Genomic DNA, 21,386 nt, shown 5'->3' with positions numbered 1-21,386 from the left:
CCTGCTCCGTTTTAAACTTATCTCTAAATTCGTTGATACTAATTCCGCTAAACATAGTAAGTTATTTAGCTTAAATATACTAAATAACTTACTGATTATCAATAATTTATTAACAAAAAAACGCTTTGCGAACTAAATACATAATCCTATAGAATTAATATAAACCGGATAAGCAAAGCAACAAAGACAAAATTCATCGCTTTATGAATGTCGGTTACGTATCTGAATAGCAACGGAAATATGCAATAAAACATTACTTCTATTGTTACCGACCAGCCGCCTGGTACTATACTAGTAATCCAATAAGGGTTAAACCCATTTACAAAAGTAAAATTAGACAAAATGTTGGCAGTAGAGATGTATTGCGCATCACCAAGCCAATAGCGTGGACCAAACCCATCTTGCCATAAATAATAGGCAATGGCCAAGTAATATAATGGCGCTATTCTAAAAAAACGTCTGGCAAAGTAATTGGGTAAATTGGTGCCCTTTTTGCTAAATGATAAGAACAACGTAAATGCGCTAAGCATGTAGAACAACTGAACGCCACGAGCTCCGGCATTCATTAACGAATTAATATAAGGGTGTATATATTCAGTGTTTATTGATTGTAGTTTTACGTGTATCACTAATACCGATAAGATAGCAATAGCGCGTAAAATGGTTATATATGGCAGTCTTTCCATTCGTTAAATCTATCGCTAAATCTCCACTCTTTTCTAAAATATTTGTTTAATTCCGGGGCGCTAATATCGCAATTGAACCATATTTCTCGTGTGTTGACATTCAAAGTCGGCAAAAAAAATAATTATCTCAACATCCATTTCCTCCCCATGCAAAAACCCCTCACTCCCATCGGGCGTCTCCTGAGCGATACGCCGGCATTTTTTAAACGTGCACAGTTTTTAGGGTTAGGGCTAGCAGGCCTGGGCAGCTCCCTTGCTGGTGTAAATGGCATCCCCCATGAATTGTGTACAGTCCTGATATCCGTAGGTTCTACCATTGCCATAGTGGCACAATTTGCGGTGAAGCAATCAGACCCTTTAACCCCGCCACTACATGATGAAACTAAATAACCAGGGCATTGCCCTTATTAAAAACTTCGAGGGGCTAAGATTAAACGCTTACCGGGATGTTGCAGGCATCTGGACCATCGGCTATGGCTCAACCCGGTACCACGATGGTAAAACCATAAAACCAGGCGATAAACTTACGGGCGAAGCACAAGCATCTGCGCTGCTGGCAAATACGCTAAGTAATTACACAAATGCAGTTAACCACCTGGTTAAAGTACCCTTAAACCAAAATCAATTTAATGCCCTGGTATCTTTCGCTTATAATGAAGGTACCGGCGCGCTGGAGCGATCTACCTTACTAAAAAAGCTTAACCAGCTTGATTACGCAGCTGCAGCCAACCAGTTTTTACTTTGGGATAAAATAACCGATGCGGCTACCGGTAAAAAAGTGCGATGCAAATCGCTCGCCAATCGTCGTAAACAAGAACGCGAACTCTTTTTAAAACCACTATCATGACAACTTTCGAACACCGCGAACTAAAAGGTATCACCATCAAAAATATCATGGTCACTATAGTGAGCACAGCCAGTATTGTGGTATCGGTAATGACAACCTACTTTCAACTTAAGGGAGATATCCGCGATATACGCACAACTCAGGAAGCCCAAAACCGTGTAAACGAGATTCGTTTGAAGGTACTGGAAGGGCAAGTGGCCGTTTTGCAGCACGAGGTGGATAATATTAAAACGCAAAAGTATTAAGCTACTTTACCGCTTATCTACTGGTTTCACAAAAAGGCAGGTACGGACATTCATTGTACATATCCAAAACGTTATTGACCTTTCCAATAGCTCCGATCGTATTAATAAGGGGAATAATCCTACTGAATGTATGAGTTTTGCCGCATTAACAGATTTTTTGATGCTCAATTCACCAAAACCCACACACTAAATTAGTTAATAAACCCGACCTATCTTAAATTTGCACCCCTTCAAACCGAAAATCATGCAACACGCCGAACTTAACGACCAGGAGTTTATCCGCCAAATAGAAAACGTTACCATCAATCCCGAGTTGTTCACGCACGAGGCGCACATCCGTATGGCATGGCTCTATTTAAACAATCATGATAGCGATACCGCACTGCAGCATATTTGCGCGGCCATCAAAGGCATCGATACTAAATATGCCGGCGGTACTAAATACCATCACACCATTAGCGAGGTATTCGCCCGTAGCATCGCCATGCTGATGCAGCAGAAACCCGCCAATACATGGCAGGAGTTTATCCTCGCTAATCCTGGCTTAGGCATCTCTAAAAAGTTTTTGGCAGCGTACTATTCAGATGAAATCCTCTACTCCGATGAGGCGAAAACCCAATTCATGCCGCCCGATAAAAAGCCGTTGCCAGTTGTATAATTTACCCAGAATCGCGATTTCCGATACCCGATTAACTGATATTCCCCGAATCCAAAATCTCAAATCCGAAATCCGAACTTAATCGACACATATCCCCGTTTAACCGATCATCGCCCCATTGGCCTCATACAGATATGCATCTTTGTAAATCATTTAACATTATTCCTTATTTTCGGGACTTAGCTTATTGGCAAAATAGGCATATACCAACTTAGATGCTGCGTTTCAAATTAAACAACATACTTATACACGTTACCGGTTGGCTGCTGTTTCTGGTGTTCCCGGTGTTGTTTTTAAGCACGGGCAGCAAAGAAAGCGGTGCCTGGATATTGCTATCCTCGCCATTTTACTGGCTTTTTTGCCTCACTTACCTCACCCTCTTTTATTTCAACCTATGGTACCTCATACCCAATTATTTTCTAACAAAAAGCTACTGGGTGTATGGCGCAGGTGTTGCAGTGCTTTTTGGCTGCGTATTTTTTTTGCAGCCATTCGATAAACTATTGGTACATAACCCACGTTTTCAGGAACAATTGGCCGCAGCAGCCCGGCAGCAAGCGGTCGACTCACTAAAGGCCGCCACAGCGCGAAGCAATGATAGCTTGTTGCGTGGCCCCGGAAACAAATCGCTGCCCTTTGGCCCGCTCCCCCACCAGGATTTACGTATGCAAGCACCACAGGCAAAACCCAAACCGGCGGCAACCATATGGCAGCACTCCAATTCTACAGATATCGTGAGCCTGTTCCTTTTCGGCATCATCATCGCCCTTGGGATCTCTATGCGTACGGTGGAACAATGGCAAACAACCGAGCAAAAGGTAATCAAAGCCGAAGCCGAAAAGGTGAACGCCGAACTCTCTTTCCTTAAAGCCCAGATAAATCCCCATTTTTTATTCAATACGCTCAACAACATCTACACTTTATCGATGATGAACAGCCCGCATACTTCAGAAAGCATCATGAAGCTCTCTAACATTATGCGCTACGTAACTGATGATGTTACGCAGGATTTCGTGCCCCTGCAGCAGGACCTCGATTGCATCAAAAACTATGTAGACCTGCAAAAGCTTAGGCTGGGTAGAAAAACCAACGTGGTTTTTAATGTGGAGGGCGAGGTACGCAACCAAAAAATTGCGCCCTTGATTATGATGTCCTTCGTGGAGAATACCTTCAAATACGGCGTAAGCAAACAAACCGAAAGCACCATACAGGTGAAAATTACAGTTGATGGCAACACCGTTACTTTCGAATGCGAAAACGCCGTTTTCGAGCGAACTTCGGCATTGCCCGAACGTACAGGTATCGGCATCGCCAATACCAAACAAAGACTATCGCACCTCTACCCCGAAAAACACATCCTGGATATAAAGGAAAACAACGGCGCCTTTAAGGTGAAACTGATATTAATGAGTTAAGATTATAGCATGACGAAGTTAAAATGCGTTGCCATAGATGATGAGCCGCTGGCGCTCAGTTTGGTAGAAGAGTACATATCCCGTTTCCCCAACCTGCAACTGGCGCGCTCGTTCGAAGATGCTATCAGCGGTGCCGAATACCTCAAAAGTAATCCTGTGGACTTGCTTTTCGTAGACATCAACATGCCCGATATTACCGGAATTGACCTCGTGCGCTCGCTGGCCAGCAAACCCATGATTATTTTCACCACTGCTTATAAAAACTTTGCGTTCGAGGGTTTTGAATTGGAGGCCCTCGATTACTTGCTGAAGCCTATAGACATCAGCCGTTTTACCAAGGCGGCAGAAAAGGCCCTGGAATTTTACAATTATAAAAACAACGCAAAACCTGGTGCCGCCGAAGAAAGCTTTTACGTGTACTCGGAATACCGCATGGTGAAGATAAACATAGCCGAGATCGTGTACCTGGAAAGCATGGAAGATTACGTAAAGATACACCTCAGTGGTGAGCCAAAGCCTGTGCTTACGCTAATGTCCTTAAAAAAAGCCCTGGAGAAACTCCCCGAGGATAAGTTCAAGCGCATCCACCGCAGCTACATCATCGCCACCGGCAAGGTAAAATCCATACATAACCGAAAGCTGAAACTGGCCGATATAGAATTACCCATTGGCGAGAGTTATGCCGAATCGGTACGTGGCTGGGCAAAAAACTTCTAGCCCGTTCGTCTACACATTAAACCCGTTGACCGACACATTAGCCAATAACACCCCGTTCCGCGCCATCTTTATATATAAAACTGATAAGGATGTATGGTTTAGGTGTCCCCGAATTAATTTTAACGCTTGCGGCTGCTTTATTACTGATATTTAGTAATAAATTACCAGCCCTTATCCGAAAGCCCTGAACCGTTGATTCGTTTGATTAAATGATGACGCTGATTATCTTTTCCGAACCATGATGCACTTGATTATAGGATGACCTGATTTTGGGAATCAAGGAAATCCTCTAATCGTATAAATCATGGTTCGGAAAAGATAATCAGCGTAATCCACAAATCATTAAAATCAGCGGTTCAGACAAAAACCAATTAACCCGTATATTTGAATATATTTTTTACGTGAAACTCAAAACCAATATAGCCACCAGCGATAACGGGTTTATTTTTAACCCCGCCACCGGCGATTCGTACACCAGCAACCCTATCGCCGCAGCTATCCTGACGATGATGAAAGCCGGCAAAACTGATGCCGACATCAAACTGCAATTGCTGGATATTTACGAGGTGGAGTCAAAAGCACTTGAACGTGATTGGGAAGATTGGATTTTACAGCTAAAGGATGCCAACCTTTTGGAGGCGCGGTAATATGGCAAGCGTTACTGACACCCCATTGGTAATTGGCGTTACCGGCTTAAACGCTATAGAAAATCCCGGTCCGGGGCTTTCTGTTATACGGTCCTTAAGAGAGGGCTTCCCAAATGTGCGTATTATCGGGCTCGCTTACGAATCGTTGGAGCCAGGCATTTACCTGCATAACCTGGTCGATAAAACTTATCTCATACCCTACCCTTCGGCAGGTTCAGATGCTTTATTGCAAAGGCTACAGCACATACAAGCTATAGAGGGTATGGACATCATTATCCCCAATTTTGATGCAGAGCTTCAAAACTTCATCAAAATAAGCCCAGAATTGCAAAAGGCAGGCATCCGCACCGTATTGCCCACACATAAACAGCTGGAAGCCTGTAGCAAGCCCAACCTCGCCGCCTTTGGCAAACAATACGGTTTTAGCGTGCCCAAAACAGTCAGCATCAGCACCGTAGATGAATTACAGGTAGCTGCGGATGAGTTAAACTATCCGCTCGTTGTAAAAGGGAAATTTTATGAGGCTGAGGTTACCTACACAGCATACCAGGCACAAAATGCTTTTTACCGCCTCAGCGCCAAATGGGGCACACCCATTATTGTACAGCAATTTGTAAAGGGAACCGAAATTAACGTTGCCGGTTTGGGCGATGGCAAGGGCAATACCCTCAGCATCATCCCCATGCGCAAACTATATATTACCGATAAAGGCAAGGCATGGGCGGGCATAACCATTGCCGATGATAAGTTGCTAGACATTGCGCAGCAATTTACCGCCGCAACCAAATGGCATGGCGGTTTCGAATTAGAATTGATGCAGGATAAAGCTGGCGAATTATTCATTATGGAGATAAACCCGAGGTTCCCTGCATGGATATATTTAACAGCCGCCGCCGGGCAAAACCAGCCTGTAGCTTTAGCCAAAATGGCCTTGGGCGAACAAGTCGAGCCGCTTACAGATTATCAGGTCGGCAAAATGTTTATCCGCTATGCGCTCGACCATATTGCCGATGTAAGCGAGTTTCAGCATTTTTCGGCCTTTGGCGAATTAGGACCATGATTTAAGGATTAGAGGATTGCCATGATACATCCGAAAATTGTAAAATCAAGCGAACTAAGGCCGACCATGATTTAAGGATTTCGACATTGCCACGATGCATCAAGAAATCCCAAAATCAGGAAAATCAGGGTTCAGAAAAATTTAAAGAACAATGACGCAGAAATTAAAATACGAACGCCCTTTCATCAAAAAGATGAACACAGGGCTAATGAACAAATTCGGTACGCAGAACGAAGCTACGGCGGTTATCGATATCGACGGCGTTGCCATCAAAGGCCTCGTAACTGAATATAGTTCGCCCCTGTTCGTCTTATCCGAAAAACAGATACGCCGCAACTACCGCGCAGCCTTGCGGGCATTCAACACCCGCTACCCAAAAGTGCAATTCGCCTGGAGCTATAAAACCAATTACCTCAACGCTGTTTGTAATATATTTCATCAGGAAGGCAGCTGGGCCGAGGTAGTGTCGGGCTTTGAATACCGCAAGGCATTGAACAACGGCGTTGCCGGTGAACATATTATATTTAATGGTCCGCAAAAAACTACAGAAGACCTGCTGCTCGCGATCCAAAATAATTCGCTCATCCATATCGACCATTTCGACGAGCTTTACGCCCTCATCTCGCTATGCGAAGAAACAGGCAAAAAGCCGCGCGTAGCCGTCCGCGTAAATATGGACACCGGCGTTTACCCCATTTGGGACAGGTTTGGCTTCAATTACGAAAACGGCGAGGCCTGGAGCGCTATCAGCAAAATAGTGGCTTCGGGCAAAATGCTTTTGGTGGGCCTGCATTGCCATATCGGTACGTTTATGCTGTCTACCGCCGCTTACGGCGTAGCCGCTGCCAAGATGAGCGAACTGGCCATACGCTGCAAAACCACGCTGAAAAACCCAATCGAATACCTTGATTTAGGCGGCGGCTTCCCATCTACCAACACCCTTAAAGGCGCTTATTTACCTGGCGTAGACACCGTGCCATCGGTAGACGATTTTGCCGAGGTGATAACCACCACCCTGCTCGAAGCCGGTTTTAAGCACGAAGAATTACCCTTATTGATATTAGAAAACGGTCGTGTTTTGATAGATGATGCCGGTTACCTGCTGGGCAGCGTTATTGCCAATAAACGCTTAAGCGATGGCCGCCGGTCGGTAATTGTAGATTTTGGGGTGAACACACTGTTTACCTCTCTTTGGTACGACCATAAGATAAGTCCCGCACAGGAGGCCTCGCAGCATACCGACAATGTGGTGCTTTACGGTCCGCTTTGCATGAATATTGATATGCTGCGCGAGAGCGTGAACCTGCCCGCGCTGGAACCCGGCGACCACCTGGTAGTACACAAAGTAGGTGCTTATAACATAACGCAATGGATGCAGTTCATAACCATGCGCCCTGCGGTGGTCTTGATTGACGAGCAGCGGCAACCGCACCTCATCCGCAAAGCCGAAACGCTGGAATATTTGGAAATGCCGGAGGTCCTGCCGGAGTATTTGAAGGGGGTTAAATGAATGACTATAGCGATGGGTTTGAAACTTTGAAAAGCGCGGGGATTGTGCGATTCCCCTCTTGAGAGGGGGGGAGGGGTGTGTTTGTACGCCATGCATGACGCCATTGCATGGTGGCGAACACACCCCTCCCACCACACAACCCAACGCGCCCCCTTCTGCTTCGCAAAGAAGGGGAGAAATTGGGCTATTTTGCTTCTTTCCTCACCCTCTTTGCGAAGCAGAGAGGGTCGACGCCCGCGCATGCGGGTCGTCGGGGTGAGTCAAACATGCGAGCGATAATAAACACTGAAATAACACATAGAAACAAACCAGTGAAGAAACAAACACTCTTATTTATACAGGCGTTGCTTAACAGCTACTCCATTGTGTTTTTTTCGCAGGATAATGTGCTGGCGGTTTTATTGCTGGCCGTTTCTTTTTTCGACCCATTAGCAGGCTGCGCCGGGCTATTCTCAGCCTGTTTTTCTTTGGCCCTGTTAAAATTATCCGGCCACCGGGCCGATACCATACAATCGGGCCTTTACTCGTTCAATTCCATCTTATTAGGCATCGGCTTTGGCAGTTTCTACCATTTCAATGCCGCATTTTGCTTATGGCTGGTGGTGGCTACAATCCTTACGGTAATGCTTACTGTTAGCCTCACTACCATATTGGCCAAACGGGGTCTGCCAGCTTTGTCGCTACCCTTCGTCATTGTATTTTGGATGGTGCTATTAGCAGCCAACGGCTATGCCCAGCTACATCTTTTGCCCAAGGAGAGCTACCTGCTTAACGAACTTTCGACGGTCGAACATACCAATCAATACCAACTCTTTACGGCATTAAACACCATACCGCTGCCGTTTTATGTAAAGTTATTCTTCAGGGCGGTGAGCGCCATCCTGTTCCAGGACAGCGTTTTTGCAGGCATAGTGATTAGCGTAGGAGTATTTATCCATTCGCGCATCAGCTTTAGCCTGTTGGCGCTTGGTTTTACCTCGGCCTGTCTGCTCAATGCCGTGGTACACGTTTATCCTGATGGCCTTGGCCATTACCACCTCGGCGTTAATTTCATGATGACCTCTATGGCACTGGGTGGCTTTTTTGCGGTGCCGTCGTTACGCTCTTACTTGTTGGGCATTGCCATCATCCCTCTGGCCTACTTGCTTACAGGCGCATTCACCGTACTGCTTGATGCCTGGCACCTGCCCATCCTTTCGCTGCCTTTCTGCATCATCGTAAGTGGCATACTTTATTTTTTAAACCTGAGACAGCAGCCGGGGAAATTACAGCTGGTTGCCTATCAGAATTACTCGCCCGAGGCCAACCTTTACCAATACCTTAACGGGCAGGAACGTTTGCACAACCTAGGCTACCTTAATTTGTCCCTGCCATTTATGGGCAGCTGGATGGTTTCGCAGGGCTACGAGGGCGGCATCACCCATAAAGCCGAATGGGGCCAGGCCCTCGATTTTGTGATTACAAACGAAGACGGCCAAACCTATAAATATACCGGCGAAGTGCCCGCAGATTTCTACTGCTACAACAAACCCGTTTTGGCCTGCGCAGATGGCGTGGTAGAAACCGTAGTAAACCACATCGACGACAACCCAATCGGCGAGGTGAACACACGCGAAAACTGGGGCAACACCATCGTCATCAACCATGCGCCCGGCCTTTACAGCAAGGTATCGCACCTGAAACAGGGCTCAGCCAAAGTAAAGCCCGGCGATATGGTTAAACGCGGCGATATATTGGCCCTTTGCGGAAACAGCGGCCGCTCGCCGGAGCCGCACCTGCACTTCCAGATGCAGGCAACGCCTTATGTGGGTTCTAAAACCATGGCCTATCCTTTTGCTTACTACCTGCAGGATACAGGTAGCGGCCCCGCATTCAATAGCTTCCAAACTCCGCCTAATGGCGACAAAGTGAGCAATATCGATACTTCGCCTGCATTGAAGCAAGCTTTCACCTTCCAACCCGGCTATGTGGCCAAAGTAGCATCGGACAACTACACCGAAACCTGGGAAGTGTTTACCGATACGCTTAACCAAACCTATATTTACGAGCACCAAAGCGGCGATATTGCTTACTTCATCAGTAACGATACCGCCTTTTATTTTACGGCATTTTACGGCGGCAGAGCCTCCTTGCTTTATCATTTTCAGCTGGCGGCGTTTAAGGTAATTTTCAATACCGAAGCCGCCGTAACGGCGCAAGATATTTATCCCGTTAATATCGCAGGGAGCAAGGCTGGGCTTTGGCTGCACGATGTGTTGTCGCCATTTTACCGTTTTATCAGGTGTAATTACCAGAGCCGGGCAAAGCAGACCGGCAACGACATAATCGTTACTTCCACCGGCACCAACAAAAAACCCGGCGGCGAAAAACAATTTATGCAGGCACAAATACGAATTACCGGCAACCAGATTAGTGGCTTCACTATTGGCTTATCGGGCAAAAAAACGGAGGCAGTATGGCAGGCATAAAGTATTTACTTATTATCGTGCTGGTCATCACCTGTTGCCTGGCCAAGGCCCAAACGGATAGCTACCAAAAGGCAGATAGCACCAGCTATGCGCTCTACCTTGCAGGCAACTGGCCCCAGCTCATCAGCTATGGCGAAGCTGCCATAAGCAACAACACCGATTTCCCCCTGCTCAGGCTGCGCATCGCCTACGCCAGGTTCATCACCGGCAACTATGGGGCAGCATTGAACCAGTATCAGCAGATATTGAAGCACGATTCGCACAGCCAGGCGGCAAACTACTACGCCTACCTTTGCAACCTTTACCTCAACCGCGATGATATGGCCGCTTATCATCTCACTTTCGTCCACGATACTACTTTTAGTGCCAGGCCATCGTCTGTTAAAGTACTCAGCATCACGGCAGAGCACGGCTTCCGGTCATCCAGCAACTATTTCAGGGGGAATGGTAACTACACCCGCATTGGGCTGGCTACACAGCTGGGGCATAAACTCAGTCTCGACCAATCTTTTATCCATTTTGGCCAGGGTATTACTTTCCTCGACCAATACCGGCTGGTGAACAACCCTGTGAAGCAATTTGAATATTACAGCAAACTGAATTACGCCCTCAACAACAAACTGGCGATTTTTGGCGCGTACCACTACCTCAATACCAAATACAGTAACAGCACTTTCAACAACAGTATAGGTATTGCAGGGGTAAAGTATTCAACAGCCTATGCGGTATTGCAGGCCGATGCCAGCACAGGAACAATTGGCACTACCCAAGTACAGCAATACAACGCCCAACTAAGCTTTTACCCTGCCGGAAATCTAAATTTCTACACTGTCTCAAGGGGGAGCCTGTTGCGGCAGGGAAAAACCAATTTCGCTTTCAGCCAAACACTCGGCGCTAAAATAATTAACCATTTTTGGCTGGAGGGGAACGCCACGCTGGGTACTTTAGATGATTATTTAGATAACGATGGTTTGTATGTTTATAATGCCATAGATATTATTAAATTTAAAACGGGCGGTACGGGGTATTATCAATTAAACAATCATATACTTTTATACGTGAATTATACGTTTGAGCAGAAAAACGATTATTATCGTAACGCTAATTATAACCTACATTCGGTAACCGGGGGCCTTACATGGAAGTTTTAAAAAAGTTACTTTGCGTAATTATTTGCCTGCTGGCAATGGTACAGGCCAGGGCACAATCTGAGGCCGCTTTGCAGCGCGCCTATAAAAGCAGTTATGCCGAAGAAGCCAAAAAAAATTATACCGAAGCCATAAACGATATAAAACCCTTTTATAGCGATGGCGATTACGAAAGCAACCTGCGCCTGGGCTGGCTGTATTTCCTCAGCAAAAACTACACCGCATCTGAAAATTATTACGCCAAAGCCGTACGCATAAAGCCCAATTCCATCGAAGCGAAATTCGGCTACATTAAACCACTATCGTTATTGGCCAGTTGGGATAAAGTACTTGCCCAGTATGCCTCCATTTTAAAAATCGACCCACAAAATACGCAGGCCAATTACTGGGCAGGCATTATATTTTATAACCGCAAACAATACGATGCCGCCAGCAAATATTTCCTGAAAGTAGTGAGCCTTTACCCTTTCGATTACGACGGCAACCAGATGCTGGGCTGGGCTTACTTAATGGCAGGCAACAAAGCCTCAGCCCGTACCTATTTCGAACAAGCGTTGATTATTAAGCCTGATGATACCTCCTGTTTGGACGGGTTAACCAAGGCGCGAAATTAGAAAATCAATAATCAGGTTTTCTACCTATCCATCTCTCCCCTACCTGAAATTCCTCCCTTTATGAAAGGCCCGTGGATCGGCACCCAGCGAGGTGGTTTCATCGGCGCGGGCCCGCGATGGCAGGGGTAGGTTATCCTGGTGGATATCTGTCAATGCCGTAAGCAGGGCGGTTAGGTTATAGCAGCGGTGCACCACCAGGTGTGTTACTCCGTTGGCAATCTGCAGCTTACCCTCCACCATAAGCAAGCGCGACTGGATAATTTCTTTACGATATTTATCGAACAGCATTTCCCACACCACCAGATTGGCCGATCCGGTTTCATCTTCCAGCGTCATAAACAAAACGCCTTTGGCGGTACCCGGCCTTTGCCTTACCGTAATGAGGCCGGCAATAGCTACCACATCTCCATCTTTACGCTTAGCCAAATCGCTTACTTTTATATTGCGCAGGGCGGAAAGCCTTTCCCTTACCAATGCAACGGGGTGGTTTTTGAGCGATAAGCCCATAGACGCATAATCCTGCACCACGTGCTCGCCTTCGGTAACCTGCGGCAACTGCACCTGCAGTTCGTGCAGGGTTTCTGATAGTTGTCCGTCGAACAAGCCGATGGGCCTGTCGCCCAGGGCCGATACTTCCCATAATGCCCGGCGGCGGTCGGCACCCAAAGAGCGGAAGGCATCTGCATCGGCCAGTTTCTCCAGCGCGGCCTCCGGCACACCCGCAGCCCGCAACTCGTCTATATGCTTATAGCCGCTCCTGCGCATGGCTACCAGCGCCTGCATATCATCTTCGCGCAGGCCCTTGGCTTGCCTGAAACCCAGCCTCACGATAAATCCCCCACTCTCCTGCTGCCGCTCCAGCGTATTATCCCATTCAGAATAATTTACATCTACAGGCAATACAATTACTTTATGCTCCTGCGCATCGCGAACAATTTGGGCCGGTTGGTAAAAGCCCATAGGCTGACTGTTAAGCAAGGCCGCGCAAAAAACATCGGGGTAATAATATTTTAGCCACGATGATACATACACCAACAAGGCGAACGATGCCGCATGGCTCTCGGGGAAACCATAACTCCCAAAACCCTCCAATTGCTTAAAAATCCTGCCGGCAAATTCTTCACTATAACCATTCTTTACCATCCCGTCCACCAGTTTCTTACGGAAATCGCTAACCAATCCTTTTGCTTTAAAGGTGGCCATACTGCGGCGCAACTGGTCGGCCTCTGCGGGGGTAAAGCCTGCGGCTACGATGGCAATCTCCATCGCCTGTTCCTGAAAAAGCGGCACGCCAAGCGTTCGCCCCAAAATCTCCTTCAATTCTTTGGAGGGGTATTCTACCTTATCTATCCCATCGCGGCGGCGAAGGTAAGGGTGTACCATGTCGCCCTGTATGGGGCCGGGCCTAACAATAGCTACCTCAATCACCAGATCGTAAAAGCAGCGTGGCTTTAAACGCGGCAGCATCGACATCTGAGCACGGCTCTCTATCTGGAAAACCCCGATAGTATCGGCCCGGCATATCATATCATACACCAGGTTATCATCCTGCGGGACATCGGCCAGCGTCAGTTTTTTTCCGTAATGCTTCAGCAACAAATCGAAAGCCTTGCGTATCATGGTGAGCATGCCCAGGCCCAACACGTCTACTTTAAGTATCTGCAAATCCTCCAGGTCGTCTTTGTTCCATTCTACCTGGGTGCGGTTTTCCATGCGGGCGTTCATCAAAGGGCATAAGTCTGATATTTTGCCGTCGGTAATTACAAAGCCGCCCGTATGCTGACCCAGTTGACGGGGGAAACCCATCAGTTGGGTGGTAAGCTCCAGTACTTTGTGAATGAGCGGCTCCTGCGGGTTCAGGCCCTGCTCGCGCAGGCGGTTCTCGTCAAAACCCTCCTCGCTGAAATCCCATATGGTTGCGCCGATGCGCTTAATGGTATCATCAGACAGGCCCATGGCCTTACCCACATCGCGTATGGCACCGCGGTGCCTTTCCTGTGTTACGGTGGCTACGATGGCGGCACGGTCGCGGCCATAATCTTCGTAAATGAACTGGATGATCTCTTCCCGCCGCTCGTGTTCGAAATCCACGTCGATATCGGGCCATTCGTCGCGAGCGTCAGACATGAAACGTGAGAATAGCAGCCTGGACTTCATGGGGTCTACCGCAGTAATGCTAAGGCAATAACAAACCGTAGAGTTGGCAGCCGAACCTCGCCCCTGATGCAATATGCCAAGTTCCTCGGCCTTTTGCGTGTACTTATACACCCGCAAAAAATAAGGTGCCAGCTTGCGCCGTTCGATGAAATCCAGTTCGAAATCTATCTGTTCAGCAACCTTTGGAGGGATTACGCCGTAGCGCTGCCTTGCCCCCTCAAGCGTAAACTGCCGCAACCGCTGCTGCGGGGTTAAGCCATTCACTATGGCTTCCTCCGGTTCAATGTACTTGAGCGTATCCAATGAAAAATTGCAGGATTGCGCAATTTGAAGGGAGTTTTCTATCGCTTCGGGATAAGCGCGGAACAGGCGCTGCAACTCATCAACCGGTTTCATAAAACGCTCAGCATTCTGGTGCAGCCTGAACCCCGCGGTGTGGATGGTGCATTTTTCGCGTATGCAGGTGAGTACATCCTGTAATTCGCGGCGGCCGGGTTCGTGGTAGTGTATATCGCCAACTGCCGCCATGGGCACACCCAATTGGGCCAGGCGGTGCAAGCGTTTGGCATCATCGCCGTTGTATGAGCGGGTTGCGGCTACGTACAGTTCCGTGCCGAGATGCTTTTTATATTCGGCAAGGGCAATTTTAAAGCTATCGTCGTAATCGAAATTTTTGCCCAATGCATCCGGCGGGACCACGATGAATTTGATACCTTCCTGGTGCGCGTAAACATCCTGTTGATATAAATGGCAGTCGCCTTTTTCGGCGCGCAGGTTGCCCGTGGTAAGCAATGCCGAAAGCCTGCCGTAGGCATCTCTGTCGGTTGGATAAGCCAGCAGGCTGGGTCCATCAAGTAAATCCAGCCGGCAGGCGGGGATAAAACGTATGCCTGCTTTTTTGGCGGCCATATGTGCCCGCACTATGCCCGATAAGGTGTTACGATCGGTTATGGCGATGGCTGTATAGCCGTAAACCTTAGCTTGCTCTACCAGTTCGGCCGGGTGCGAGCCTCCCCGCAGGAAGCTGAAATTGCTGGTTGCCTGTAATTCTGCGTATGCCATAACTAAGCGAAATAACCATGTATGAACCACCGTGGGGCGGCATCGTAATGCCCCAGCCTGAATAGCCAGTAACGCTGCCCCAGCGTATCTTCTACCGCGTAATAATCCCGGTGTTCGCCTTCATCGCGCCACCATTCGCGTTCTATTCGCTCGGGTCCATCGGCTTTATCTACTACGTGGCGCTTGCCTTTATAGGTAAATACTTTGGGCGGATAATCGGGCAGTACGGCCATTACCTCAACAGGCTCGGGCCGGGGCAATAAGCGTAGGGGCCGGGGCCTGTCGGTACGCCAGGCGGTAGCAGGTTTATCCGTAAGCGATTCCGCCAGTTTTATCGAGCGTTCGGGCCAGTGGTGCTCAACGGGCAGGTAGCGCTTTATAGCAGCAGGGCCAACCTTACCCGCCAGCCGGTCGAGCAATTCGGCAAGTGAGGTATCCTGCAGGCCGGGGTTTGCCGCCCATAACGATTCCTGCACCTGGTCTACCTCTTCGGCCCGGGGCACTTCCATTATGAATAATTCTATGCCCAGGGCGGGCTCTATCTTATCTATCTGCAGGCCGAACAGTTTTTGCAGGTGGCTTACGCTGTAGCTGGCCCGGTTGGTACTGATGGCGGCTTTCACCATTTTGCCATCTATACGGTAGCATTTTAATACGGCTTTACGCACACCCTTGCCATCGGCTTTCAGCCTGCCGCACAATATTTGCAGCAAATTTTCTATAGCAATCTCTATGGCTTTGGCGGTTTTCACTGGTTCCAGGCAGGGCAGACGTTCCTGGTAAGGCACCGGCACAAGCAATGGCATAATAACTTCCAACTGTATGCCTAATGCCTGCTCCATCTTCAGCATGAATGCTTCGCCGAAGCGCCTACGCAAAACCGGGCGCGGCATCTCCATCAGCATACGGCATTGGTGAAAGCCTAGCTTCTGTAGCTTTTGCAGGTTAGCGCTATCCAGCTGCAGGGCGGCAGGCGGCAAAGCCAATAAGGCATCGGCATGCTTGCCGGGGGGGATAATAGGCGTGGTTTTGCCAAAGCGCGATACCGCCCAGGCAGCACCTGCCGTATCGGCAATGGCGGCCCGCGCATCGTAACCACTGGCTCTTAATTTATTTACTATCTCTTTAAGGTACTCGCGCTCGCCGCCCCAAAGATGCGCGCAGCCCGATATATCCAGCAGCAAGCCATCGGGCAGGTCTACTGCTACGATGGGGCTGTAACGGATGCAGTACAGGCCCAATTGCCGCAGTAATTTTGCGGCCTTGCCCGCAACCTCGTCTATCACCTGCAAGCCCGCCGAGCAGGCTTTGGCATCGGCCACGGCCATACCGGTATGGATGCCCTCGGCTTCGGCAAGGGGGCTGGTGGCGGTAATCGTCATGCGGTTACGCTCGGGGGCAGCTATTACAAAGGGCTGCTCCTTCAGCTCGGGCCGGCGCAGTGCCAACCAATCTGTCAGCAAATGGCGGAACCATATGGCCATATATCGTTTTTCCATCTCACTATCCCATCATTAATACTTGTTGCTCCAATACCGGCTTTTCGGCGGCCACAAAACGGCCATCTGCCCATTCCATTACCCAACTGCCGGGCTGCCCGTTACGCACTTTAAGCAAATCTACCTGCCAGCGTGGGTAGCCCAGGCCCGGCAAGCCATCGTGCGGCTCGCTGGGCAGGGGCTTTATCTGCCATCGGGCGGCGCAGGCCGTGCTGCTTAGCTTACGGCTTTGGTTGCGCAATACGAAACCTGTAACCCGGCTTTGCTCCACGGCCAACTGCAAGCGCCTTGATTGCTTGAAATCTATCTCCCTTACCTCACCCACCACAGCCGATAAGCCCTCGCACTTGAGTGCTTCTTCCATCACCCACAGCACGTCTTTATCCTGTGCCAAATGCACGAAGATGACCTTCTCGGGCTCTACCCCAAAAGCTTTGAGGGCGGGCGGGAACAAATTGCCCGAGAGGCCGGCCCACAGGCAGGCCCCGCCATGCTGCATCAATACCGATAAGAGGCCCGTAACAAAACCCCCGCATGCTGCGGCCTGCCCGGTATTGCCGCACACCATTTCATGCACTGTACCCACCGGGAACACCCCGTTAGGGAACGCTGCCTCTACCTCTCCCAGCCCCATCAGCCCCTGCGTGCCGGGTGCGGGCGGTTTATACCCCTCCCATTGCAAAATATCTTTGCGCAGCTTACTGATGATATCTGTTTTAGTTGCCTGCATCGCTAAATATAAGTTGGGGATGTAAAGTTATACTAAAAATATTAGCATTTAAAAGAAAAACCAGAAAATATTTGAGAGGTATGGGTTGGGGGTGGGTAGCTATGGAGAGATTAGATTTATGGGCATCAGGATGCCTTCACACCCAAACAAAACTGGAAATTCTGGAAATTTATAGCTACAACAGGTGCCGTTTATTGGAAAAAGCTGGATTTTTTTTATTACGTTTTGGCAAATTCAAGTCTGCGGCTGGGGCCACTAATCGGTGTGTAGGTCTTCCCTGCCAGGCCAATTTTACCGGATTTGCCCAACACTTCTATAAAATAAAGCCGGACAAAGTTTGCATGCATCCCTCAATAATAAGACAGTTAAGGACAGTTGAATAAAGCGTTAAACTTAATATTGTTGCGGTAAATAAACCTGCCCAAGAGTAAATCAAACGTTAATAATCCAAAAAAATCTATATATCATATGTCTGCTAATACAACACCATTCAAGCACGTAAGCTACCTGTGGGACGATGAAAAAGCCGCCGCATTGGCCGGCGATGAAGTTGCCCTGCTGATATACCGCTCTAACCTGCTGGGTGCCGACCTGCGCCTCACCAACTACGGCGGCGGCAATACCTCCTGCAAAGCCACCGCCAAAGACCCCTTAACCGGTCAGGATGTGGAGGTAATGTGGATAAAAGGGTCGGGCGGAGACATCGGCACACTCAAAAAAAGCGGGCTTGCGGCTTTGTATGTAGACAGATTACGCAGCCTTACCAACGTGTACCGCGGCATTGATTATGAGGATGAGATGGTGGAACTTTTCAACCACAGCATATTCGATTTGGCCTCTAAAGCACCATCGATAGATACCCCCTTGCACGGCTTTCTCCCCTTCAAACATATCGACCACCTGCACCCCGATGCGGCCATTGCCATAGCAGCGGCCAAAGATGGCGAGCAGATAACCAAAGAATTATTCGGCGGTACCATAGGCTGGGTGGGCTGGCAACGCCCGGGTTTCGACCTTGGCCTGCAACTGAAGCAATGCCTGGATAACAACCCCGGCATCCGTGGCATTATGCTGGGCTCGCACGGCTTGTTTACCTGGGGCGATACCGCTTACGAAAGCTATATCAATACCCTGGAAGTAATTGAGCAATGCGCCGAATACCTGGAACAGAACTATGGCAAAAAAGCCCCCGTATTCGGCGGCCAAAAGCTGGAAAGCGCTACCGAAGCCGACCGCAAGAAACAAGCGGTTGCCCTGGCACCCGTGCTGCGCGGCTTCTGCTCATCAAACACCAAAATGATAGGGCATTTTACCGATGATGCCCGCGTGCTGGAGTATATCAACTCTAACGACCTGGAAAGGCTTGCACCCATGGGCACCAGCTGCCCCGACCACTTCCTGCGCACTAAGATCAGTCCGCTGGTTTTGGAATTGGATGCAGCAGAGGACTTGGCCGACGTAGCTGCGATCAAAGCAAAACTTAGCCCGGCATTCGAAGCCTACCGCGCCATGTACGGCGAGTATTATAACACTTGTAAACATGCTAACAGCCCTGCCATACGCGATGCCAACCCTGTGGTGATATTATACCCCGGCATAGGCATGTTTACCTTTGCCAAGGATAAGCAAACCGCAAGGGTAGCCGCCGAATTCTACATCAACGCCATCAATGTAATGAAAGGCGCAGAAGCGATATCCGAGTACACCTCTCTACCGCGACAAGAGGCATTCGATATCGAATACTGGTTGCTGGAAGAAGCTAAACTGCAGCGTATGCCCAAGCCAAAAGCTTTATCGGGCAGGGTTGCTTTAATCACCGGCAGTGCAGGCGGCATAGGCAAAGCCATAGCCAAAAAATTCGTGGAAGAAGGTGCCGTAGTGGTGCTGAACGATATGAACGCCGAACGCCTTGCCGGCGCGGGTGATGAGTTCAAAGCCAAATTCGGTAAAGATAGCTATACCACTACGTTGTTAGATGTAACCAAACAGGAGCAGATTGATTCGGCATTCGCCGATGCCACGCTGGCCTTCGGCGGGGTTGACCTAATCGTGAACAACGCGGGGCTATCTATCTCTAAAACCATAGAAGGTCACCAGGAAAAAGACTGGGACATTTTGTACGATGTGCTGGTGAAAGGCCAGTTCTTTGTAACCCAGGCGGCTGTGGCCATCATGAAGAAACAGGATAACGGCGGCGACATCATCAACATCGTTAGCAAAAATGCGCTGGTAAGCGGCCCTAATAACGCCGGCTACGGCAGCGCGAAAGCAGCCCAGCTGCATTTAAGCAGGTTGAATGCCGCCGAGCTTGGTCCCGATAAAATACGCGTAAACGTGGTGAACCCCGATGCGGTAATCAGCGATAGCAATATTTGGGCCGGCGGGTGGGCCGAAGGCCGAGCTAAAGCATACGGTATTTCTGTTGAAGAATTGCCTGCTTACTACGCAAAACGTACCTTGCTGAACGAAGCCATCCTGCCGGATGATATCGCCAATGCCTGCTTCGCCTTTGTTGGCGGCCTGCTGAGCAAATCTACCGGCAACGTGCTGAACGTAGATGGCGGCGTAGCTGCCGGTTTCGTAAGATAATATAAACCTATGGCAAAGCGGACTGACCATCCGCTTTGCTGATAAAATAAACCCAAAATGCAATTAGAGAAGCATTTAATTGATGAGCATAACCATCAGTTATTCAAAAAACACAGCCGCAATTTTGAGCACATTGCCGCCGATATCGACGGCATCGATAGCTTATTAAATAAATTAAAGGCCTTCAACGTGGCCATACCCAGTTGGGCATTGGGTACGGGCGGCACCCGTTTCGGCAGGTTCAGCGGTGGCGGCGAGCCACGCAGCCTGGAAGAAAAACTGGAAGACGTGGGCTTGATACACGCGCTCAACAAATCGAGCAATTCCATCTCCCTGCACATCCCCTGGGATATACCCGATAATGCAGCCGCCATAAAAGCCCTTGCAGCGCAGCTGGGCCTGCATTTCGATGCCGTGAATTCCAACACCTTTCAGGACCAGTCCGCCCAGCAGCACAGCTATAAATTCGGTTCGTTGCACCATGTAGATAAAGCCGTGCGGCAGCAAGCCGTGGAGCATAACCTGCAGGTTGTAAAATACGGGGTAGAGCTGGGTTCTAAAGCCTTATCGGTTTGGTTGTCTGATGGATCTAATTTCCCTGGGCAACTCAATTTCAGGGGCGCGTTCCAAAACACGCTGGAAAGCCTGCAGCAGATTTATGCCGGCCTGCCCGATGACTGGAAAGTATGGGTAGAATACAAACCCTATGAGCCCAACTTCTACTCCACCACCATTGGCGATTGGGGGCAATCGTACCTGCTGGCATCCAAACTGGGTCCGAAGGCAAGCACTTTGGTAGATTTGGGCCACCACCTGCAAGGCACCAATATAGAGCAGATCGTTTCTATTTTGCTGATGGAAGGCAAATTGGCCGGGTTCCACTTCAACGATTCTAAATATGGCGACGACGACCTCACTGTAGGTAGCATAAATCCTTACCAGTTGTTCCTGATATTCAACGAACTGGTTGAGGGCCTTGATGCCAGGGGCATGAACCACGCAACCGGCATAGGCTGGATGATAGATGCATCGCACAACGTGAAAGACCCGATAGAAGACCTGCTGCAATCGGTACAGGCTATCAAAATTGCTTATGCACAGGCGCTATTGGTAGACAAAGTTGCCCTGCAAGCCGCACAGCAAAGCAACGACGTAGCACTAGCGCAAGAGGTATTGCAGGCCGCTTATCGTACCGACGTTAGGCCATTGATAGCTGAAGCATCCCTGGCAAACGGCGGCTCGCTGGATCCATTGGCAACCTTCAGGAAGCTGAAGGTGAGGGAACAACTCATTGCACAACGCGGCTTAAAAACGGTTGCTACCGGCTTATAAAA

The 21,386-nt window shown here is 48.9% G+C and carries 18 protein-coding genes; 14 read left to right on the top strand and 4 right to left on the bottom strand.

Annotated elements, in window-relative coordinates; all coding sequences use genetic code 11:
• Positions 1-146 precede the first annotated feature (146 nt).
• Positions 147-686 (bottom strand): acyltransferase family protein, encoded by a 540-nt coding sequence (locus E2R66_RS22100; protein WP_133234882.1) that lies wholly within the window; start codon positions 684-686, stop codon positions 147-149.
• Positions 687-833: 147 nt separating this feature from the next.
• Between E2R66_RS22100 and E2R66_RS22095 the strand changes: the two genes are divergently transcribed.
• The 12 genes from E2R66_RS22095 to E2R66_RS22040 all read left to right on the top strand — a co-directional run bounded on the left by E2R66_RS22095 (position 834) and on the right by E2R66_RS22040 (position 12,015).
• Positions 834-1,076 (top strand): hypothetical protein, encoded by a 243-nt coding sequence (locus tag E2R66_RS22095; RefSeq protein WP_133234880.1) that lies wholly within the window; start codon positions 834-836, stop codon positions 1,074-1,076.
• Complete coding sequence (locus tag E2R66_RS22090) at positions 1,060-1,533, top strand: lysozyme (protein ID WP_133234878.1); 474 nt, start codon at positions 1,060-1,062, stop codon at positions 1,531-1,533. The genes E2R66_RS22095 and E2R66_RS22090 overlap by 17 nt, the downstream gene beginning before the upstream one ends.
• Positions 1,530-1,778 (top strand): hypothetical protein, encoded by a 249-nt coding sequence (locus E2R66_RS22085; RefSeq protein ID WP_133234876.1) that lies wholly within the window; start codon positions 1,530-1,532, stop codon positions 1,776-1,778. The genes E2R66_RS22090 and E2R66_RS22085 overlap by 4 nt, the downstream gene beginning before the upstream one ends.
• A 244-nt stretch (positions 1,779-2,022) precedes the next feature.
• Positions 2,023-2,436 (top strand): hypothetical protein, encoded by a 414-nt coding sequence (locus E2R66_RS22080; protein ID WP_133234874.1) that lies wholly within the window; start codon positions 2,023-2,025, stop codon positions 2,434-2,436.
• A gap of 215 nt (positions 2,437-2,651) precedes the next feature.
• Positions 2,652-3,851, top strand: a complete 1,200-nt coding sequence (locus E2R66_RS22075) for a sensor histidine kinase (RefSeq protein ID WP_133234872.1) — start codon at positions 2,652-2,654, stop codon at positions 3,849-3,851.
• Between the two features lie 9 nt (positions 3,852-3,860).
• Entirely contained in the window at positions 3,861-4,568 is a 708-nt protein-coding gene (locus E2R66_RS22070) for a LytR/AlgR family response regulator transcription factor (RefSeq protein ID WP_133234870.1), read from the top strand.
• Positions 4,569-4,969: 401 nt separating this feature from the next.
• Complete coding sequence (locus E2R66_RS22065) at positions 4,970-5,215, top strand: PqqD family protein (RefSeq protein WP_158288479.1); 246 nt, start codon at positions 4,970-4,972, stop codon at positions 5,213-5,215.
• A gap of 1 nt (position 5,216) precedes the next feature.
• Positions 5,217-6,275: an ATP-grasp domain-containing protein gene (locus E2R66_RS22060; RefSeq protein ID WP_133234886.1), complete on the top strand. Its 1,059-nt coding sequence runs from the start codon at positions 5,217-5,219 to the stop codon at positions 6,273-6,275.
• A 151-nt stretch (positions 6,276-6,426) separates the two neighbouring features.
• Positions 6,427-7,785 carry a type III PLP-dependent enzyme domain-containing protein gene (locus E2R66_RS22055; protein WP_133234866.1) on the top strand — a complete coding sequence of 453 codons (1,359 nt, stop codon included), beginning with the start codon at positions 6,427-6,429 and terminating at the stop codon, positions 7,783-7,785.
• Positions 7,786-8,096: 311 nt separating this feature from the next.
• Positions 8,097-10,253: an urea transporter gene (locus tag E2R66_RS22050; protein ID WP_158288478.1), complete on the top strand. Its 2,157-nt coding sequence runs from the start codon at positions 8,097-8,099 to the stop codon at positions 10,251-10,253.
• Entirely contained in the window at positions 10,241-11,404 is a 1,164-nt protein-coding gene (locus tag E2R66_RS22045) for a tetratricopeptide repeat protein (protein WP_133234862.1), read from the top strand. Before E2R66_RS22050 ends, E2R66_RS22045 begins: the two co-directional genes overlap by 13 nt.
• A complete protein-coding gene (locus E2R66_RS22040; protein WP_133234860.1) occupies positions 11,392-12,015 on the top strand; it encodes a tetratricopeptide repeat protein in 624 nt (207 codons plus the stop codon). Before E2R66_RS22045 ends, E2R66_RS22040 begins: the two co-directional genes overlap by 13 nt.
• Before the next feature lie 39 nt (positions 12,016-12,054).
• Here the strand turns inward: E2R66_RS22040 and E2R66_RS22035 are convergent, their stop codons facing one another.
• Genes E2R66_RS22035 through E2R66_RS22025 form a run of 3 tightly spaced genes read right to left on the bottom strand, consistent with a single transcriptional unit; the run spans position 12,055 to position 17,463 of the window.
• The gene (locus tag E2R66_RS22035) at positions 12,055-15,234 is read right to left on the bottom strand and encodes an error-prone DNA polymerase (RefSeq protein ID WP_133234858.1); all 3,180 of its coding nucleotides are present in this window, start codon (positions 15,232-15,234) and stop codon (positions 12,055-12,057) included.
• A 2-nt stretch (positions 15,235-15,236) separates the two neighbouring features.
• Entirely contained in the window at positions 15,237-16,733 is a 1,497-nt protein-coding gene (locus E2R66_RS22030; RefSeq protein ID WP_133234856.1) for a Y-family DNA polymerase, read from the bottom strand.
• Between the two features lie 4 nt (positions 16,734-16,737).
• Positions 16,738-17,463: an ImuA family protein gene (locus tag E2R66_RS22025; RefSeq protein WP_133234854.1), complete on the bottom strand. Its 726-nt coding sequence runs from the start codon at positions 17,461-17,463 to the stop codon at positions 16,738-16,740.
• A gap of 468 nt (positions 17,464-17,931) precedes the next feature.
• Here E2R66_RS22025 and E2R66_RS22020 point away from each other — a divergent pair, with 468 nt between their 5' ends.
• Positions 17,932-20,052, top strand: a complete 2,121-nt coding sequence (locus E2R66_RS22020) for a bifunctional aldolase/short-chain dehydrogenase (RefSeq protein ID WP_133234852.1) — start codon at positions 17,932-17,934, stop codon at positions 20,050-20,052.
• 57 nt (positions 20,053-20,109) lie between these two features.
• Complete coding sequence (locus E2R66_RS22015) at positions 20,110-21,384, top strand: TIM barrel protein (protein ID WP_133234850.1); 1,275 nt, start codon at positions 20,110-20,112, stop codon at positions 21,382-21,384.
• Positions 21,385-21,386 lie beyond the last annotated feature (2 nt).

This window comes from Mucilaginibacter psychrotolerans (assembly GCF_004519315.1).
Taxonomy (GTDB): domain Bacteria; phylum Bacteroidota; class Bacteroidia; order Sphingobacteriales; family Sphingobacteriaceae; genus Mucilaginibacter; species Mucilaginibacter psychrotolerans.
Note: the sequence above shows the minus strand (reverse complement) of the source record. Positions and strands in the feature narration are given on the sequence as shown.

Coding starts and splice junctions, on each gene's coding strand:
- E2R66_RS22030 (WP_133234856.1), bottom strand. CDS start 16,733: ATGGAAAAACGATATATGGCCATATGGTTCCGCCATTTGCTGACAGAT.
- E2R66_RS22085 (WP_133234876.1), top strand. CDS start 1,530: ATGACAACTTTCGAACACCGCGAACTAAAAGGTATCACCATCAAAAAT.
- E2R66_RS22020 (WP_133234852.1), top strand. CDS start 17,932: ATGTCTGCTAATACAACACCATTCAAGCACGTAAGCTACCTGTGGGAC.
- E2R66_RS22035 (WP_133234858.1), bottom strand. CDS start 15,234: ATGGCATACGCAGAATTACAGGCAACCAGCAATTTCAGCTTCCTGCGG.
- E2R66_RS22100 (WP_133234882.1), bottom strand. CDS start 686: ATGGAAAGACTGCCATATATAACCATTTTACGCGCTATTGCTATCTTA.
- E2R66_RS22090 (WP_133234878.1), top strand. CDS start 1,060: ATGATGAAACTAAATAACCAGGGCATTGCCCTTATTAAAAACTTCGAG.
- E2R66_RS22095 (WP_133234880.1), top strand. CDS start 834: ATGCAAAAACCCCTCACTCCCATCGGGCGTCTCCTGAGCGATACGCCG.
- E2R66_RS22060 (WP_133234886.1), top strand. CDS start 5,217: ATGGCAAGCGTTACTGACACCCCATTGGTAATTGGCGTTACCGGCTTA.
- E2R66_RS22055 (WP_133234866.1), top strand. CDS start 6,427: ATGACGCAGAAATTAAAATACGAACGCCCTTTCATCAAAAAGATGAAC.
- E2R66_RS22040 (WP_133234860.1), top strand. CDS start 11,392: ATGGAAGTTTTAAAAAAGTTACTTTGCGTAATTATTTGCCTGCTGGCA.
- E2R66_RS22070 (WP_133234870.1), top strand. CDS start 3,861: ATGACGAAGTTAAAATGCGTTGCCATAGATGATGAGCCGCTGGCGCTC.
- E2R66_RS22045 (WP_133234862.1), top strand. CDS start 10,241: ATGGCAGGCATAAAGTATTTACTTATTATCGTGCTGGTCATCACCTGT.
- E2R66_RS22080 (WP_133234874.1), top strand. CDS start 2,023: ATGCAACACGCCGAACTTAACGACCAGGAGTTTATCCGCCAAATAGAA.
- E2R66_RS22015 (WP_133234850.1), top strand. CDS start 20,110: ATGCAATTAGAGAAGCATTTAATTGATGAGCATAACCATCAGTTATTC.
- E2R66_RS22025 (WP_133234854.1), bottom strand. CDS start 17,463: ATGCAGGCAACTAAAACAGATATCATCAGTAAGCTGCGCAAAGATATT.
- E2R66_RS22075 (WP_133234872.1), top strand. CDS start 2,652: ATGCTGCGTTTCAAATTAAACAACATACTTATACACGTTACCGGTTGG.